15 protein-coding genes and 1 riboswitch are annotated in these 18,225 nt (G+C 49.4%); of the genes, 11 read left to right on the top strand and 4 right to left on the bottom strand.

The features are described from left to right. Window positions 1–7 precede the first annotated feature (7 nt). The 8 genes from menB (at window position 8) to U0008_RS13545 (ending at window position 9,489) form a co-directional block, all read left to right on the top strand. Entirely contained in the window at window positions 8–865 is an 858-nt protein-coding gene (gene menB, locus U0008_RS13580; RefSeq protein WP_025797973.1) for a 1,4-dihydroxy-2-naphthoyl-CoA synthase, read from the top strand. Further along, complete coding sequence (gene menC, locus U0008_RS13575; RefSeq protein ID WP_043494092.1) at window positions 865–1,836, top strand: o-succinylbenzoate synthase; 972 nt, start codon at window positions 865–867, stop codon at window positions 1,834–1,836. Before menB ends, menC begins: the two co-directional genes overlap by 1 nt. A gap of 1 nt (window position 1,837) precedes the next feature. Next, a complete protein-coding gene (gene menE, locus U0008_RS13570; protein ID WP_043494088.1) occupies window positions 1,838–3,220 on the top strand; it encodes an o-succinylbenzoate--CoA ligase in 1,383 nt (460 codons plus the stop codon). A 243-nt stretch (window positions 3,221–3,463) separates the two neighbouring features. Then, complete coding sequence (locus tag U0008_RS13565) at window positions 3,464–4,009, top strand: fimbrial protein (protein WP_043494085.1); 546 nt, start codon at window positions 3,464–3,466, stop codon at window positions 4,007–4,009. 369 nt (window positions 4,010–4,378) lie between these two features. After that, the gene (locus U0008_RS13560; protein WP_043494082.1) at window positions 4,379–4,924 is read left to right on the top strand and encodes a fimbrial protein; all 546 of its coding nucleotides are present in this window, start codon (window positions 4,379–4,381) and stop codon (window positions 4,922–4,924) included. 101 nt (window positions 4,925–5,025) lie between these two features. Continuing rightward, the gene (locus U0008_RS13555) at window positions 5,026–7,575 is read left to right on the top strand and encodes a fimbria/pilus outer membrane usher protein (RefSeq protein WP_319022512.1); all 2,550 of its coding nucleotides are present in this window, start codon (window positions 5,026–5,028) and stop codon (window positions 7,573–7,575) included. 12 nt (window positions 7,576–7,587) lie between these two features. Continuing rightward, window positions 7,588–8,310, top strand: coding sequence for a fimbrial biogenesis chaperone (locus tag U0008_RS13550; protein ID WP_043494076.1), 723 nt, complete (start codon window positions 7,588–7,590; stop codon window positions 8,308–8,310). Between the two features lie 12 nt (window positions 8,311–8,322). Then, window positions 8,323–9,489 (top strand): fimbrial protein, encoded by a 1,167-nt coding sequence (locus tag U0008_RS13545; RefSeq protein WP_080723951.1) that lies wholly within the window; start codon window positions 8,323–8,325, stop codon window positions 9,487–9,489. Between the two features lie 73 nt (window positions 9,490–9,562). On the opposite strand, the gene U0008_RS13540 is transcribed toward U0008_RS13545, so the two are convergent. Beyond that, on the bottom strand, window positions 9,563–10,996 hold the full coding sequence (locus U0008_RS13540) for a catalase (protein WP_025797984.1): 1,434 nt from the start codon (window positions 10,994–10,996) through the stop codon (window positions 9,563–9,565). A 388-nt stretch (window positions 10,997–11,384) separates the two neighbouring features. Between U0008_RS13540 and U0008_RS13535 the strand changes: the two genes are divergently transcribed. Beyond that, window positions 11,385–11,930 (top strand): YfaZ family outer membrane protein, encoded by a 546-nt coding sequence (locus U0008_RS13535; RefSeq protein ID WP_025797986.1) that lies wholly within the window; start codon window positions 11,385–11,387, stop codon window positions 11,928–11,930. 82 nt (window positions 11,931–12,012) lie between these two features. On the opposite strand, the gene trpS is transcribed toward U0008_RS13535, so the two are convergent. Continuing rightward, window positions 12,013–13,038 carry a tryptophan--tRNA ligase gene (trpS, locus tag U0008_RS13530; RefSeq protein ID WP_043494072.1) on the bottom strand — a complete coding sequence of 342 codons (1,026 nt, stop codon included), beginning with the start codon at window positions 13,036–13,038 and terminating at the stop codon, window positions 12,013–12,015. Window positions 13,039–13,218: 180 nt separating this feature from the next. Continuing rightward, window positions 13,219–14,430: a tyrosine transporter TyrP gene (gene tyrP / locus U0008_RS13525; RefSeq protein WP_025797991.1), complete on the bottom strand. Its 1,212-nt coding sequence runs from the start codon at window positions 14,428–14,430 to the stop codon at window positions 13,219–13,221. Window positions 14,431–14,637: 207 nt separating this feature from the next. On the opposite strand from tyrP, the gene U0008_RS13520 reads away from it, so the two are divergent. Further along, complete coding sequence (locus U0008_RS13520; protein ID WP_043494070.1) at window positions 14,638–15,831, top strand: nicotinamide mononucleotide deamidase-related protein YfaY; 1,194 nt, start codon at window positions 14,638–14,640, stop codon at window positions 15,829–15,831. Between the two features lie 89 nt (window positions 15,832–15,920). Here U0008_RS13520 and yvcK read toward each other — a convergent pair whose 3' ends face one another. Continuing rightward, window positions 15,921–16,829, bottom strand: a complete 909-nt coding sequence (gene yvcK / locus U0008_RS13515; protein ID WP_025797993.1) for a uridine diphosphate-N-acetylglucosamine-binding protein YvcK — start codon at window positions 16,827–16,829, stop codon at window positions 15,921–15,923. Window positions 16,830–17,079: 250 nt separating this feature from the next. Next, a riboswitch (molybdenum cofactor riboswitch) is annotated at window positions 17,080–17,234 on the top strand. Between yvcK and moaA the strand changes: the two genes are divergently transcribed. After that, window positions 17,225–18,211, top strand: a complete 987-nt coding sequence (gene moaA / locus U0008_RS13510; protein ID WP_025797995.1) for a GTP 3',8-cyclase MoaA — start codon at window positions 17,225–17,227, stop codon at window positions 18,209–18,211. Its footprint overlaps the riboswitch before it by 10 nt. Window positions 18,212–18,225: the final 14 nt, after the last annotated feature.

Here is an 18,225-nt window from a genome sequence, read left to right as displayed (position 1 = left end):
TCTGACTATGCTGTATCCAAGCGAACAAGAGCTGTATGCACCGATTGAGTGGCAGGACTGCTCTGCTGATTTTGAAGATATTCTCTACCATAAATCGGCAGACGGTATCGCTAAAATCACCATCAACCGCCCACAGGTGCGCAACGCTTTCCGCCCTCAGACGGTTAAAGAAATGATTCAGGCCATGTCTGATGCTCGCTACGACGACCATATCGGCACCATCATTCTGACCGGTGCGGGCGATAAAGCATTTTGCTCCGGCGGTGACCAAAAGGTTCGTGGCGACTACGGCGGCTACAAAGACGCAAGCGGCACCCATCACCTGAACGTGCTGGATTTCCAGCGTCAGATCCGTACCTGTCCTAAGCCAGTGGTCGCTGCGGTAGCAGGTTACTCCATCGGTGGCGGTCACGTGCTGCACATGATGTGCGATTTGACCATTGCGGCAGAAAATGCGGTCTTTGGTCAAACCGGGCCTAAAGTCGGTTCCTTCGACGGTGGCTGGGGCGCTTCTTATATGGCACGTATCGTCGGCCAGAAAAAAGCGCGTGAAATCTGGTTCCTGTGCCGTCAGTACAATGCACAAGAAGCGCTGGATATGGGCTTGGTTAACACCGTGGTGCCTTTGGCCGATCTGGAAAAGGAAACCGTGCGCTGGTGTCGTGAAATGCTGCGCAATAGCCCAATGGCGCTGCGCTGCCTGAAAGCTGCCTTGAACGCAGACTGCGATGGCCAAGCCGGTCTGCAAGAGCTGGCGGGTAACGCCACTATGCTGTTCTACATGACCGATGAAGGTCAGGAAGGACGTAACGCGTTTAACGAAAAACGTGAACCTGATTTCTCTAAATTCAAGCGTAATCCGTAATGCGACAGGTCACACTTTACCGTTACAGCCTGCCCATGGATGCAGGCGTCATTCTGCGCAACCAGCGGCTAAAAACTCGTGACGGGTTGATAGTGTGCCTGCGCGAGGGTGAACAGGAAGGCTGGGGCGAAATTGCCCCTTTGCCTGAGTTTAGTCATGAGACGTTAGAACAGGCGCAGGAAGCGGTGTTGGCTGATTTGCAGCAGTGGGCCGCAGGCCAGCAGCCTAATGAAAATGCGCTGCCTTCGGTGGCGTTCGGTATGAGCTGCGCGTTGGCTGAGCTTTCAGGCTCACTGCCAACGGAGGCTGACTATCGCAAAGCCCCACTGTGTTCCGGCGACCCCGACGAATTGTTTGCGGTGCTGCAGGCTATCCCCGGCGAGAAAGTGGCTAAGGTGAAAGTCGGTTTGTATGAAGCGGTGCGCGACGGCATGGTGGTTAACGTGCTGCTAGAGGCATTGCCCGATCTAAAACTACGTTTGGATGCTAACCGCAGTTGGACACGGGCTAAAGCCGATGGATTTGCCAAATATGTGAATCCTGAATGGCGTAACCGTATCGCATTTCTGGAAGAGCCGTGTAAAACCCGCGATGAATCGCGTGATTTTGCACGTCAAACCGGCATTGCTATTGCGTGGGATGAAAGCGTACGTGAGCCTGATTTCCGCGTTGAAGCTGAAGAGGGCGTGGCGGCCATTGTTATCAAACCGACCTTAACCGGCAGTTTGCAGCGCTGTCAGCAGCTGATTTCTCAGGCGCATCAGGTCGGTCTGGATGCCGTTATCAGTTCTAGCATTGAATCGAGCCTTGGGCTGACTCAACTGGCTCGCGTGGCGGCATGGCTCACGCCTAACACCGTCCCCGGTTTGGATACGTTAGATCTGATGCAGGCTCAGCTTATCCGCCCTTGGCCGGAAAACACGTTGCCGCTGCAGACCGTTTCTTCATTAGATGTGGTATGGCGTTCTTAGCATGACAGCAACGATTTATCCTGCGTTTACCGACTGGCCTTGGCGGCACTGGGCCAGTCACACTCCCGAACATACGGCGTTGTTCCTCGAGAGCACGCCGGTGAGTTGGCGAGCTTTGAGTCAAAAGATCGGCCAATTAGCGTCAAGCTTTATGCATCAAGGCGTCACGTCTGATGCCATCGTCGCCGTTCGAGGCAAGAACAGCGCTGAGCTGCTGCTGACTTATTTAGCCGTTTTACAATGCGGCGCACGGGTTTTGCCGCTTAATCCGCAACTGCCAGATCTTCTGCTAAGCGAACTGTTGCCGCAGCTTAATGTCGATTATGGCTATAGCCCAGACGCTGAGTTCCGCTGGCCAAACGGCATTGCTGTGCTGAGCGCATCGGCTGGCGATCCTGTTGAATTACCGTCGTGGCAAGCGCAGCGATTGGCTACGCTAACGCTAACCTCGGGGTCAACGGGAATGCCGAAAGCCGCTGCGCATAGTTTTCAGGCGCATTTATCCAGTGCGGCGGGTGTTTTGTCACTGATGCCCTTCGTTCAAGAAGATAGTTGGCTGCTTTCATTGCCATTATTCCATGTTTCTGGGCAAGGTATCGTGTGGCGCTGGTTACTCGCTGGCGCGAGCTTGGCGGTGCGTAACATGCATCCGCTGGATGATGCGCTACGCGGCTGTACTCACGCATCGTTAGTGCCTACCCAGCTGTGGCGTTTGCTGAACCAGCCTGAAACCTCACTGACGTTGAAAGACGTTTTGCTTGGCGGCGCGATGATACCGGTTGATTTAACCGAGCAGGCGGAAGCGCGTGGGATCCGCTGCTGGTGCGGTTACGGTTTGACAGAAATGGCGTCAACCGTATGTGCCAAACGCGCCAATGCTTTACCCGGCGTTGGATTGCCGTTAAGTGGGCGTGAACTGATGCTGGCTGACGGTGAAATTCTGCTGCGGGGCGATAACATGGCGTCTGGCTACTGGCGCGACGGGCATTTATTCCCGCTAGCCGATGCAGATGGCTGGTTTCATACCCGCGATCGGGGTGAGATGCAAAATGGCGAGCTGAGAATTATAGGCCGACTCGACAATCTGTTTTTCAGCGGCGGCGAAGGCATTCAGCCGGAAGATATTGAACGCGTTCTCCTGACTCACCCCGATATTCTGCAGGCGTTTGTACTGCCGGTGGACGATTGTGAGTTTGGCCAGCGTCCCGTTGCGGTGATTGAAGCTCGGAAAGGACTGGATTTGTCTGTGCTTGCTCCTTGGACACAAGGAAAGCTCGCCCGTTTTCAACAGCCTATCCGTTACTACCTTCTGCCCGAAGATCTAAAACAGGGCGGGATCAAAATCTCACGTAAGCAGATAGCCGCGTGGTTATCTCACCTATAGCAAGCAATCTGAGCAACCGTTGCTCAGGTTGCTGTTCTGCACAAGAATGCTTTAGTTAAATTTTTCATAGCATTAATTTATTAATCTGCCTCTTTCATTTTTACTAACAAATGAATTTAATTTCCACGCATTCCAAAATTATAATAACTGAATATAATTCATCCATACTTAGTATGCATTAAGTGTTCGTTAATTCATTGCTAAATAATGGATTTTTATCGTTATGGATATTTAGGTGGATGTATGAAATTTAAACTTTTAGTTTTATCAATGTTGGCAGTAAGTTCATTACCTGCATTTGCTTCTGATGGTGATATCACCTTTATCGGTGTAGTAACGGCTTCTGCATGTGCGTTGAATGGTTTTAATGGAGGTACAACAAAAAGCGGGGCGACAATGATATTACCCCCTGTGACACCCTCTTCATTTAGTTCTGCCGGTGGTTATGCAGGGATGACGGATTTTACTATTGACCTGAAAGACTGCGATATTACTACGCTACAAAACGCGCAAGTGACATTCAGTGGTTCACCCGACACGGTTAATAATGAAATTCTCAAAAATGGCAGCAGCACAGATTCGGCAACGGGGGTAGGTGTCGCTCTGCTAGAAAATGATGGTTCGACTCTGGTTGATATTAACGGCGGTAAGCCATCCAAACAACAGGCTTTATCGACCGGAAATACAACTTTGCGCTTTAAAGTCGCCTATAAAGCGAATACCTCAACGCCAGCAGTGACTGCGGGTAATGTGAGCGCAAAAACGTTTATTGATATTATGTACAATTAATTTTTAATTTGCTTATATTACTTAGGCATACCTCATCGGTTTACGCAAAGCGGAACAGTAATAAATATGTTTCATTTTTAATGCGATTAATTGTTATTGCTTCTGCTTTTTATTATGCAAGGTTTATTAAATTCTATGACGGTAAGCTTTTTGATAAAGCTTGGTGTTTATATTAATTTTAACTGAATATTGATTGCTGTGAGCTTTATTTACTGTATTTATTCCTACTAAAAAATGAATTTAATTTTCATGTATTCCAAAATTATAATTCATACATATAATTTATTAATAGCTAACATGCACTCTAAGTTTACGCATGTATGACTAAAAAACGGATGGTTTCAACTTTATGGATATGAAGGTAATTGTATGAAATATAGATTTTTAATTTTATCGCTATTGGCTGTGAGCTCGTTCTCAGCGCTTGCTTCAGATGGTGATATTACTTTCACGGGGCTAGTGACCGCCTCTGCGTGTACACTCAATGGCTTCAATGCGGGAACGACGACCAGCGGGGCTACGATGACTCTGCCCTCGGTAACACCGGCTTCGTTTAGTTCGGCTGGTGGTTATGCGGGGATGACCGATTTCACTATTGACCTGAAAGAGTGTGATATTACTACGCAAAAAAATGCGCAAGTGACATTCAGTGGTTCACCAGACACAGTGGATAATGAAATTTTAAAAAATGGTAGCAGCACCAATCCAGCAACGGGAGTCGGTGTTGCTCTACTCGAAAACGATGGCGCGACGCTGGTTGATATTAACGGCGGTACACCGTCTAAGCAGCAAGCTTTATCAACGGGAAATACGACTTTGCATTTTAAAGTTGCCTATAAAGCTAATACTTCAACGCCAGCAGTAACGGCGGGTAATGTGAGTGCAAAAACCTTCGTCGATATTGTGTATAACTAAAAGAGCCTGTCTGCTTGTTTTGCCCTTAACATAATTCAGACGGGATATCTCTATTAGGTATCTTTGGAGCCTTTCGTTAATGAATTTATAGCGGAACAATAATGATGAGGATTCATTTATTATTAATAATGAGAATTATCATTGTTGTCTCTGCTTTTTTTTCATTGCATTCAATAGCCAGTGAAGAAATCAATCCAGCATCAATTGAGAGTTCTGAGTTTGATGCGGATTTTTTACGTAAAAACTCTCAGGAAATACCACAGCAGTTTTATCACCCGGACCAAATTGAACCTGGGACGAATGCCGTTGATATTATTTTAAACGGACATTCTGTGTTTAAAACTAAAGTCGAATTTGTTTCCATGTCAAAGACTAAAAGTGCCGAGCCTTGTTTAACATTGGCGCTACTACATCAACTGAGACTCGATCATGAACTGCCCGAAAAAGGCAAAGGCGCGAGTGAAACATGTTACGACCTCACGGCTAAGTGGCCTGATGCAACCGTAAAATATGATGCTGCCATGCAGCAACTTATTATCACGGTGCCACAGGCCGCGATGAGTGTGGCAACACAAAGTGAAATGATCGATCCCTCTTTGTGGGACAAAGGGGTTAATGCGCTACGGTTGAGCTATTCCAGCTACATTTATCATACTGAAAATCATAATAGTAATAGCTCAGGCGACGACAGTAGCGACACGGCATATTTAAGCCTGAACTCAGGTGTGAATTTGGGTGATTGGCGCTTTTACAGTTTTGATACTTTTAATAAATCCCCCATTGGCTGGGAGCAAAACCACGATCGCGCTTATGCAGAACGCGATATTGCCTCACTGGTGTCTCGCTTCACCGTCGGTGATGTTTATGCCAGTACATCAAGTGATGTGCTAGGTATTTTACCCGTGCGGGGGATGACGCTTGAGACGAATAATCAAATGCTGCCTGCCGATACTTTCAGCTACGCACCGGTTATTCGTGGTGTTGCACGAACCAACGCGCGCGTGGTGATCCGCCAGCGCGGAAATATCATTTATAGCCAAACGGTCGCGCCGGGTAGTTTTGCTATCCACGATTTAAATAATGGGCAGATTGGGGCTGATTTAGATGTCACTGTTGAGGAAAGCGACGGAAGTAAACAGCAATTCACCGTTCCTTATACCTCACTGCCGGATATGTTGCGGCCTGGAACGTGGCGCTATGGCTTGAGTGCAGGCCGATATCGCGATGATTCTCTTTCTTATGAGCCGATGGTGGTGCAAGGAGACTTGCAGTACGGCTTTGACTGGTTGACGTTGAGCGATCTTATCGTTGCGGGTGAAGGGTATCAGTCGACCGCGTTGAGTACTGCTTTCAACTTTGGTTACCTGGGGAGTGTATCGCTAGATTGGGCCTTTGAACGTCATCAACAAGCGACAGACGGAGATACCCAATCCTATGATGATACTGCCGATAGAATTGGCGATAGCGGGAGAGCGCTGCGAGTGTTGTATGCGCGTCGATTTGATAGTACGGATACCTCGTTGCAATTGATGGCCTATCGTTATCAATCTGCCAGTTTTATGGATTTCCCTGAGTACGCCAGCTGGCGCTGGGGAGATGATGACACGCGCTATCAGCGTAAGAGTGAAGTTCAAGCGACGCTAAATCAGGGGTTTGGTGAGTTTGGCAATGGGTATTTTACGCTGCAACGCGATAATTATTACGATTCAAGCGCGACAGATACCTCATTAACTATGGGATACAGCTTCAATATTGGTGCAGCAAATATCGGCATGAGCTATAGCTATCAGGTGAATTCTAGTTCAAACGGCGATGTCGATCCTGACCGCCAGTTTTCGCTAAATGTGTCTGTGCCTTGGGATTTGGGTGAAAAACGGAGCCGCAATGTGTCGTTTAGCACTAGCAGTAGCAATCATTCTGGTGATTCTCAGATGGCAACGGTATCAGGGACTGAGCTGGATAGTGCGTTGAATTACTCATTTTCTGCTCAGCATGATCGTGGTGGATATTCACCTATAGCGTCGATGGCCTATCGCAATAACATCGCCAATATGAGTGCCAGTGCAAGCATGGGGCAGGGAAGTCGGCAGTATTCTGCCGGACTTTCGGGCGGAGTCGTTGCCTATAGCGGAGGCGTTGTTTTATCGCAGATGTTGGGGGATACCATCGCCATTGTTGAAACCCCAGGGGCAAAGAATATCAGCATAGAAGGACAGCCCGGCGTAGCGACAAATCGTTGGGGCTTGGCGGTGGTGCCATCAATTTCACCTTATCGAGATAATGCATTGTCGCTAGATTCACGTCATGCCGATGATAACGTTGAGTTACTGGATGCGGGTGACAATGTGGTGCCCACGCACGGTGCCGTGGTGGTACGGCGTTTCCAGACAAAAGTTGGGCGCAGGGCGATCGTGATGTTATCACTGCCCAGCGGCAAACCCGCCCCCTTTGGTGCCAGTGTATGGCAAGGGAAGGAGCAGGTTGGCATGGTTGCCGATAATGGATTGCTGTATCTGAATGGGATCCTGGCTGATGGCGATGCAACATTGCATATGACATTGGAAAACGAAAGCCAGTGCCAATTTGTTTTACCCGCGCCAAAAGATTCTTCTGAACCTTGGTATCAACAAATCAATGCGATTTGTCGCTAATAAGAGAAATATATGAAGTTCAATAAAAAAGTTGTTGTGCCTATGCTCATAGGTCTTCTCATCGCCGCAAGCGGCGTTCAGGCTGCCGTACGTCCTGCCTTGACGCGCATTGTCGCACTTGAAAGTGATAAAGAAACACCGATTAAACTGATTAATGATGATAAAAATCATGACTATTTAGTGCAGTCGTGGATTGAAGATCAGCAAGGAAATGACAAAGGCTTGCCGCTCATTTTGACTCCGCCATTATTCAAAATTAGTGCTGGGCGGGAAGGGCGATTGCGAATGGTGATATTGCCAGGAAAAATACCGCAGGATCGTGAGTCAGTCTATTGGCTGTGGATCCAAGAAATTCCGCCCGTTAGCAAAAGCAAAGAAAATCAATTACAGCTGGCCGTCCGTACGCGATTAAAAGTATTTGTACGGCCAACCGATTTGAAAGAGAAATCAGCCGATACACTTAAAGCGCTGACATGGCAGGTTAGCCATGAAGGAGGAAAAGCATGGTTGGTGGCGAAAAATCCGACGGAATACTACGCCAGCTTCTCTGAATTATCGGTTAGCAGCGCGGGTAAAAAGTTACCTTTAGCTGGAAAAAATACGATGGTGCCAGCAAAGGGGGAAGCTCGCTATGCGCTACCTGCAGGCGTTGGTGGCAGCAGCCAACTCAACTATTCGTTGATTAACGATTTTGGTGGTGACACACCGATATTGCATCAGACGGTGACGTTCTAGCGGAGAACGACGATGAGAAAATGGTGGCGAGCTCAAACGATGTTGATGAGTGTTGTCGTATTGCTAGGTGGCGTTATCCCGCAGACGACTTGGGCAGGCGCTTTGCGCTGCACCATTAACACTGGTGGAGCAGCTCCTTTCTCGCCGTATACGCGTGAAAACCCGATAGCGGTGGATGAGGATACTCCCGATTATTCGGTATTGCTTTCTCTCGATTATGCGCAGTTTTTGCCCAATATGAGATTAAGCTGTACCACTGATGGACAAGAGGTGGCCGCCCCGGCTGGTTTTGATGGCACGGTTTCATTAAGTCTCAGTGCTATCAACGACACTGCGCTGGACTGGACTGGGGAAGCTCAAACCAATAATAACGGCGTTAAACTTAGGCTGTATATCAAAGCGGTTTCTTACAATGACGAAACGCTAGCAAATAGTTATTCACCGGCTAAATTAGCAACTAGGAAATTACTTGGCGTTGAGTACCCCGTTATTAACGGTAAAGACGATACAACGCTGTTTGAGTTTGGCGCTCAATATAATGCAGATAAAAGCTTATATAAGTTTGATGAAACGCATAATTATGCCATTGAGTCCATGCGTGCTGAGTTAGTTAAATTGGGCTGGATAGAATATAGCGCGCTTCCCGTTATTCCCGCTGGCGCACACCTTACTTTCACCGTTGATGGCATGTCCGGTGTGGCGACGGTGGATGTTCCTCTAGGCTCAGGGGTTTATATGGCTGCGCCATCATGCAGCTTAGATTCAGCGCATCAAACGGTTGATTTGGGTAATTTTAATAAGCGTAGTTCAGGGTCGTTTCCGCAAGAGGGAGCACAAACACGATTTGGTATTGGATTTACCTGTAGCAGCTATACCAATAATGTTGAATTCACCTTTGATGATGCTAATGCAATATTGAAAGGTAACGATAAATTAGTGGCTCATAGCGAGGCCGACGGGGGAAAACTCACCGGAGTCGCGGTTGCGCTCTATGACGCGCAAGGTAACCCCATCATCATGGGAACAAAGCAAAATATTGGCAGTGCACAGCAAGGAGCAAATACGGCTTATTATCAGGCCGCCATTGTGCAAACCGCTGCTGAGATCACGGATTCTTCTTCGGCTAGTTTTGCAGGAAAAATTACCGCCAAAGCCAATGTGACCATCACTTATTACTGATAATTCGCCGATAAAAAACAGGAGCCTAAAGGCTCCTGTTTGCGTTTGTAGCTACAAACATGAAAGAGAACGATTATTGGCCTAATGCCTTCATGATACCGGCTGCATAGTCAGGGTGGATCTGCGCGAAATGGCACAGAGCACGTTTCTGAATAGCTTCAGGAACCTGAGACAGCTCACCCGCGATACGGGTGTACATGCGCTGATGTTCTTCTTCACTCAGTAAGTTAAACAGTGCACGAGGCTGAGTGTAGTAGTCGGTATCTTCGCGATGATTCCAGTGATCCGCGGCACCTTCGATGCTCAACGGTGGTTCGCTGAAATCAGGCTGCTCTTGGAATACACCAAAGGTGTTTGGCTCGTAGGTTGCACCGTTGCCGCTGTTGCCGTCAACGCGCATCGCGCCATCACGATGATAGTTGTGGAACGGACACTGTGGTGCGTTCACTGGGATTTGATGATGGTTGACGCCTAAACGGTAGCGGTGCGCATCGCCGTAGGAGAACAGACGGCCCTGCAACATTTTGTCTGGAGAGAAGCTGATCCCAGGCACGACGTTGGCTGGGTTCATGGCAACCTGTTCGACTTCCGCAAAATAGTTGTCTGGATTACGATTCAGTTCGAAGTAACCGACATCAATCAGTGGATAGTCTTTGTGTGGCCATACCTTGGTGAGGTCAAATGGGTTATAAGGCGTTTGCGCCGCTTCTTTCTCTGGCATGATCTGCACCTGCAGATTCCAGCGAGGGAAATCTTTGCGTTCGATAGCATCGAACAGATCGCGCTGTGAGCTTTCGCGGTCTTTACCGACTAGCGCTTCAGCTTCATCATCCATCAGGTTTTCAATGCCTTGCTGGCAACGGAAATGGAATTTAACCCAGAAACGTTCATTGTCGGCATTGATAAAACTGAAGGTGTGGCTACCAAAACCATGCATGTGACGGTAGGACTTAGGCAAGCCACGATCGCTGAAGTCGATGGTGAGCTGGTGGAAAGCTTCCGGCAGCTGCGAGAAGAAATCCCATTTGTAGACTGGGTTACGCAGGTTGGTGCGTGGGTCACGTTTTACCACGTGGTTCAGGTCAGGGAATTTCAGCGGATCGCGCAGATAGAAGACCGGCGTGTCGTTACCGACCAGATCCCAGTTACCTTCTTCTGTATAAAACTTCATGGCGAAGCCACGAATGTCGCGCTCTGCATCGGCAGCGCCACGTTCACCGGCGACGGTTGAAAAACGCACCATCATCGGAGTTTGTTTGCCGATTTCAGAGAAAATTTTTGCGCGTGTGTATTTGGAAATATCGTGAGTGACGGTGAATGTACCGTGTGCGCCAGAACCTTTAGCGTGCATACGACGCTCAGGGATGACTTCACGATCAAAGTGGGCCAGTTTCTCGAGGAACCAGACGTCCTGTAACAGCATTGGGCCGCGTGGTCCTGCTGTAATGACGTTGTTGTTGTCAACAACGGGGGCGCCTGCGGCGGTGGTCAGTCCTTTTTTGCTCATTACTTCTCTCCTTCATCAAGAGTCAGTGAATTGCTTCAACCGGGTGATACCTTTCGTTTCAGGGCAGACGTGCTTAGGTGCCTATCACTCAGGTATTGCTCTTCAGCTAAATCCAAAATATGTAGCTGACATAAAAGATTGCTCTGGGAAAACCGGCTTTCCATAAGTGTTCCGTGAACCAATCTAATCAATATTTGTAGACCTCTTAATGATCTCACGCAAATAGTTAAGGGTTATTAACCAGATTGCTAAAAGTTATCAGACACATAATTGCTTAATTTTTTTACAAAACTTAGAGAAGTTTTCTCTGGTTCTCGTTGATGATTGGTTTAAACTCTCGCGCACCGGAACCTGAGAACCGGGCTATTTTTTTAAGGATAATCACTAGATGAAGAAGATTGTTTTGGGCTGCGCATGTGCCGCTCTTTTTTCTGCAACGGCAGCAAATGCTATTAGTATTCATGGGCAAGCGGGTGAGCACTACACGAACGTTGAAGCGGGATTTGGCACGGATTCATCCGGTTTGTATTCCACGCTGAATTGGGCGCATAACGACGACGACGGTGATGTTGCTGGCCTTGGTTTGGGCATTAATCTGCCGTTAGGACCATTCCTTGCCAACGTAGGGGGCAAAGCGCTCTACCTCAATCCGCAAAAAGATGGCAGCGATGGGTATGCGATTGCCGTTGGTGGTGGTCTACAGTGGCCATTAACCAAAAGTTTCTCTCTATACGGTGAGGGATACTATTCACCAGATTCGTTGTCCAGCGGCATTAACGATTACAAAGAAGCGAGCGCGGGTCTGCGCTGGAGCGTCATTCGCCCTGTGACGATTGATGTTGGCTATCGCTATATTGAAATGTCAGGCAAAGACGGCGATCGTAATAACGTTGTGGCCGATGGTGCTTATGTCGGGGCCGGTATCGGTTTCTAAACCATTACGATGGCTTTTCAAAAGCGCCTATTATCAGGCGCTTTTTTGTTTCAAATCGTAATGGTTTCAAAACGTAACGGGTTCAAAACATCACAGGTAAACCGAGGCCGCGTTTCACTTCGGCAAGTGTTTGTTGAGTGACTTCACGCGCTTTTTCGGTGCCTGCCTGCAAGATTTCCATCAACGCTGCTTTATCTGCGCTGAACTGAAGACGCCGTTCACGGATAGGCTCCAGCAATGCCTGTAAGCACGCCTCAAGCTCCTGCTTACACTGACGATCGCCCAGCCCGCCACGCTGGTAGTGTTCCTTCATGGCGGCAACCTGGGCGGTGTCTGGATGGAATGCGTCCAGATAGGTGAACACCACGTTGCCTTCGATTTGCCCTGGATCGCTGACGCGCAGGTGATTGGGGTCGGTATACATGGCATGAACGGCCTCGCTGATGTCATCGGCGCTGGCACCCAAGGTCAGGGTATTACCTAATGATTTTGACATTTTGGCGTTGCCATCAATGCCCGGTAAACGGCTCACCGCGCTGAGCATCGCCTGACAAGGCACCAAAGTGGGTTCCGGTAATAAACTATTCATCTTATGCACGATTTCGTTGGTCTGCTCCAGCATCGGCAACTGATCGTCACCTACCGGCACGCGGTCAGCTTTGAACGCGGTAATATCGGCAGCTTGGCTGATGGGATAAACCAAAAAACCGGTGGGCAGGGTGCGTGAAAATCCTTTCTGGGCAATTTCGGCTTTCACCGTAGGGTTGCGCTCTACGCGCGCCACGCTAACGATATTCATATACAACATGGTGAGCTCTGCCAGCGCGGGCAGAGCGGATTGCAAACAGATCGTCGTTTTTGCCGGGTCGATACCCACCGCGAGATAGTCAGCCATCACTTCGAAAATGTTGTGGGAGATTTTTTGCGGATTACTACCGTTGTCGGTTAATCCTTGCAGGTCGGCAATCAGAACAAACTGCGGATACAGATCCTGTAACGCGACACGTTGGCGCAGTGAGCCGATGTAATGCCCAAGGTGCAGTTGGCCTGTTGGACGATCGCCGGTGAGAATAGTGTGTGATGCTGAATGAGTCTGAAGGTCGGACATGGTAACGCTCCTGAAAAATCGTAGCCGGAGCGCGTCCTAAAATGTCACAAGCCGCCCTCCGGCGGCTTGTATAAGATATGTTTGAATCAACAGAATCCTGTGCCGCCGCTAGATGCAGCGCCACCAACGGGCAACCTGAGAAGTTCGGATTATGCTATTCATCTTTTTACCCTATCAAATTTAACCGACAGCTGGCAATAGCCCAGATGCAATTGATAGCTGAATGGCAATCACGCAAAGACCGCACAGGAAAACCAACACCAGCGCAGGCTTACCCCCCATAACGCGGTATCCCGCCTGAGGATGATGCTTACGCGTTTGCCACACCAGCATCGATGGGATCAGCAACGCCAATACCGCCAATGCAACCGCCGCATAGCCCAGCGCCATCACAAAGCCTTGTGGGTAGAACAGGGCAAAAGCTAACGGGGGCAGAAACGTCATTAAGCCCGTTTGCGCACGTCCAGAAGCTTTGTTGCTGCGCTGGAACAGATCGGCCAAATAATCAAACAGACCCAGCGCCACACCGAGGAAAGAGGTCGCCAGCGCTAAATCCGCAAACAGATGAACGGCAAGCTCAACATGTGGGGTTGCAACGACTTCGCGCACCGCCTGTAACAAACCATTTAAGCCTGACTGCGCGGCAAGGATACCGACGAAAGTCGAAGAACTAATCGAACCCAGCGTCGCAAGCTGCCAGAAAATATAAGCGATAAGTGGGATGGCGCTACCGGTGATGAATACCCAGCGCAGTTTGCGCAGATTGCCGTTCATGTAGCTGACAATACTTGGCACGCTACCGTGGAAGCCAAACGAGGTAAAAATGACGGGGATCGCAGAGAGTGCAAGTCCCTTTTCCAATGGCATCGTGAGAAGGTTAGCCTGATGAATATGCGGCATCATGAGCGTGAGCATGATGACCAGCAATACAATTTTGGCCGTAAACAGTACGCGGTTAAACATATCAACCGAGTGGGTGCCGATGCAGACAACGCCGCCAGCGATGAGGGTAAACAGCAAAACGCCCACGCTAGGCTTAATCTCAAGGGATAGCCATTGGCTTAGGCTGGAGGCGAGGAGTTCTCCCGCGCCGCTGATATAAGCCGCCGTTAACGCATACATTAAAAACAGCATGCTGGCTCCGGCTAACCACTGCCCAGACCGGCCCAGATAATGTTTGGCCAGCGTGCCTAAACCCGTATCCGCAGATTCGTGTTGATAAACTTCAACCAGCAGCAGGGCGGTGTAGCACATTAATGCCCACAGGCTGACCAGCATAATAAAGGTCGTGCCGAATCCTACGCCGGCTGCCGCAAGCGGCATGGCCAACATTCCCGCTCCGATTGTGGTGCCCGCAACGATGAAAATACTGCCAAGAGTGCGATTCTTCACGCTTTCCTCTGCATTAAGACGATCCATTACTATTTATGACCCGCAGATTAAGGGAAAATATTCACTTCGTCAAACTGGCGTTACATTTAGTGTAAATAAATAATTACATATAATTTCGCGCTAAATTATCTCAATAAAGCATTGTGTTGTGATAGCGCAGTTTCTAAAGTGGGGCTTTACGGTGGTCATAAATTTCAGGAGAGGCGTATGCTACGTCTAGAAATGCTCTGTACGGGTGACGAGGTATTGCACGGCCAAATCATTGATACGAATTCCGCATGGCTGGCAGATTATCTCTTTCAGCAGGGGATCCCGATGCGTGCGCGCAGCACCGTGGGTGATGCACTGGAAGATTTAGTGTCCACTCTACAGTTGCGTAGCCAATATGCTGACGTTCTGATCGTGAATGGCGGCTTAGGGCCGACCAGCGATGACCTCAGCGCGCAGGCTGCAGCAGACGCTCTAGGCGAGCGACTGGTTGAGCATCCTGAGTGGATCGCACAGATGGAAGCTTATTTTGCTTCACGCGGGCGTCCGATGTCTGATAGCAATCGCAAGCAGGCGATGATCCCAGCCAGCGCCGAGATGATTGATAATCCGGTCGGCACCGCCTGCGGTTTTGCTATCCAGCTCAACGGTTGCTGGATTTTCTTTACGCCGGGCGTGCCTTCTGAATTTAAAGTGATGGTCGAACAGCAAATTTTGCCGCGTTTGCGTCAGCGCTTTACGCTATCGGAGCCACCGCTTTGTTTACGACTGACGACGTTTGGCCGCTCCGAAAGCGGTTTAGCGCAGCAACTGGACTCATTACCTCTGCCGCCAAACACCACGTTGGGCTATCGCTCGTCGATGCCAATCATCGAATTAAAACTGACAGGCCCGTCTTCCCAGCGCGAAGCGATGGTTGAAACTTGGCAGCATGTACGCGCGGTTGCGGGCGAAAACTGTGTGTTTGAAGGCACGGCGGGCTTGCCGCACGACGTTGCTGTTCTTCTGCGTGAGCGCGGGCTACGTTTGGCCCTGAGCGAGCAATTTACCGCCGGATTGTTAAGTTGGCAGTTACGTTCTGCCGATGCGCCTTTGGGCAATGGCGAACTGCCGGAGCACAGCGGTAACAGCAGCTTGAAAGAGGTCGCGTCGCGGGCACGTATTTTAGCGACTCACAGCGGCGTGGATTTAACGATTGCAATAGGCGAACTGCAAGACGATTGCATCAGCGTAGTGCTGCATTCGGCACAAGATACTTTCGGCCAAACGATGGTGTATAGCTCACAGCGTCACAGCCAACGTATTCGTCAGGAAATGACGGCAATGCTAGCGCTGGATATGCTGCGCCGATGGCTCACAGGGCAATCGCCTTATGGCAATTATGAATGGTTAAAGCCGACAGAAACGCTGTGATGCGTGATTAAGGCAATGCGTTGTGGTGAAAAAAAGCCCCGAGCGGGCGTTGGGCTGCTCAGGGCTGATGTATTACTGATAATCGCAAGTTAACTCAACTGCTGTAACGCTTTCTCAATAGCCATGCGCAGAAGATCGCGGTCGTGGCGGTAGGGAATATCGCTGGCTTCCAGCGTTTCCTGCACCACCACGCGGTTTTCCATTCCTTGGATGTTGACCTTTGGTCCCACGACAACGCCGTCGATAGCATGCCCGCCGATGGCTTCTTCCATGATGCGCAGCTTATCGGGCAGGGTTAGGGCTGCCGCCGCAACGCTCAGCTCTTTTCCTAGATTACCGATGTAAATCATATGCGCGCGGGTGCGGCGCAGGGCACGCGTCAGATCTTCCAATAGCAATAAAGGCATCAGGCTGGTTAAGAAACTGCCAGGGCCAATCAGGATCAGATCGGCTTTTTCGATGGCGTCAACGGCTTCACGTGTTGCCTGTACCTGTGGTTCAAGCATCAGCTGCGCAGGCATTTCTTTAAGCTGATCGATGTTCACTTCGCCATAAATTACATGGCCATCTTGATCGATGGCGTTGAGATCGACCGGCTGTTCTGACATTGGAATAAGCGAAGCGTCAACCTTGAGCAAACTGCGGATCAGGTTAATCGCTTCCAGCGGACGCACGCTCAGGTGATCTAATGCTTTTAACATCAGATTTCCAAGGTTATGCCCCGCTAATTCACCGTTACCGTTAAAACGATATTCAAACATGGCAGAGGCCACGCTGGGCTCGGTGATCAGCTGATTCAAACAGTTACGCATATCGCCCCACGCAATACCGCCTTCCGAGCGGCGAATACGCCCGGTGGAGCCGCCGTTATCCGTGGTGGTGACAATGCCGGTTAAACGTGAACCCAGAGGAGACAAGGCTGACATGACGCGGCCAAGACCGTGTCCGCCTCCCAAAGCGACGACCTTATCGAGGTCGGCTAAAGCGCGGTTTCGCATAAAAATCCTACAAAATGAAAATAAACTGTGAGTAAAGTAACGGATCACACTGAAAAAGGCGAAACCCAGACTTATTTGCGTGATTTATATCAAGTATAGTGGGGCCGTAACTAGTGTATTCTGCACCTAAGTTACTGACATAAAAGCGTTATATATGAAATTATACAGCGAGATATGTTTGGTAAGCCATAAAATAAACGCTAGAATTTAATGAATTATTCATAGGTGTGGTGTGAGCGTTAATGCTCTCATGGCGTCTGAACTCCTAGCCCTTTTACCTAAGTTTAGTCGAAAACAGCTGTTTTCCACTTGATACGGTGTCTGGGCCGTGGCTATAAGCCACCAGGGTACAAGGTAGAAATGCCTGTGCCTCCCGAATTGGAAAGGTGTTAACAATGCTCCAACTGACTGACGCATTTGAGCGTAAGTTTTATTACTTGCGCCTTTCGATCACAGACGTATGCAATTTTCGCTGTACGTACTGCCTGCCAGACGGCTACAAACCGAATGGTCATGCCAACAAAAGCTTCTTATCTCTCGATGAGATCCGCCGCGTCAGTCGTGCATTTGCCGAATTGGGCACCGAGAAGGTGCGTTTAACCGGCGGTGAGCCCTCCTTGCGTCGCGATTTTGTCGACATCATTTCTGCGGTACGTGAAAACCCATCGATTCGAACGCTGGCAGTCACCACTAACGGCTATCGCATGGCGCGTGATATTGCTGATTGGCGCGCTGCCGGTCTAACGGCGGTTAACGTGAGCGTGGATAGCCTTGATGCCCGGCAGTTTCACGCCATCACCGGTGAAGATAAGCTCAAGCAGGTGATGCAGGGCATTGACGCGGCATTTGATGCCGGTTTTGAAAAGGTGAAAGTGAACACCGTGCTGATGCGCGACGTTAACGATCGCAGCCTGAACGGTTTTCTTAACTGGATTAAAACCCGCCCGATTCAAATGCGCTTTATTGAGCTGATGGAAACCGGAGACGGCGGCAATTTATTCCGCAAACATCATGTTTCAGGCGAAGTCATCCGCGATCAATTGCTGGCCCTTGGCTGGCAACGCCAAGAACGCTCTCGCAGCGATGGCCCTGCACAGGTTTTCAGCCATCCTGATTATCTGGGCGAAGTCGGGCTGATCATGCCTTATGAAAAAGACTTCTGCGCCAGCTGTAACCGCCTGCGAGTGTCTGCCATCGGCAATTTGCACCTGTGTTTGTTCGGTGAATCTGGCATTCCGTTACGCGATCTATTGGCGGGCGATGAACATCTTGATGAGCTGAAAATGCGTATCCAAGGCGGTTTGCGGCATAAAAAGCAAACGCATTTCTTGCATGATGGCAACATCGGGCATACGCAGAACCTTTCCTTCATCGGCGGCTAACGTTGCCTTAACTC

The sequence above is a fragment of the Hafnia alvei genome (genome assembly GCF_034424155.1).
Taxonomy (GTDB): domain Bacteria; phylum Pseudomonadota; class Gammaproteobacteria; order Enterobacterales; family Enterobacteriaceae; genus Hafnia; species Hafnia alvei.
The sequence above is the reverse complement of the archived record's forward strand: the minus strand, read 5'-3'. Positions and strand labels throughout refer to the sequence as shown.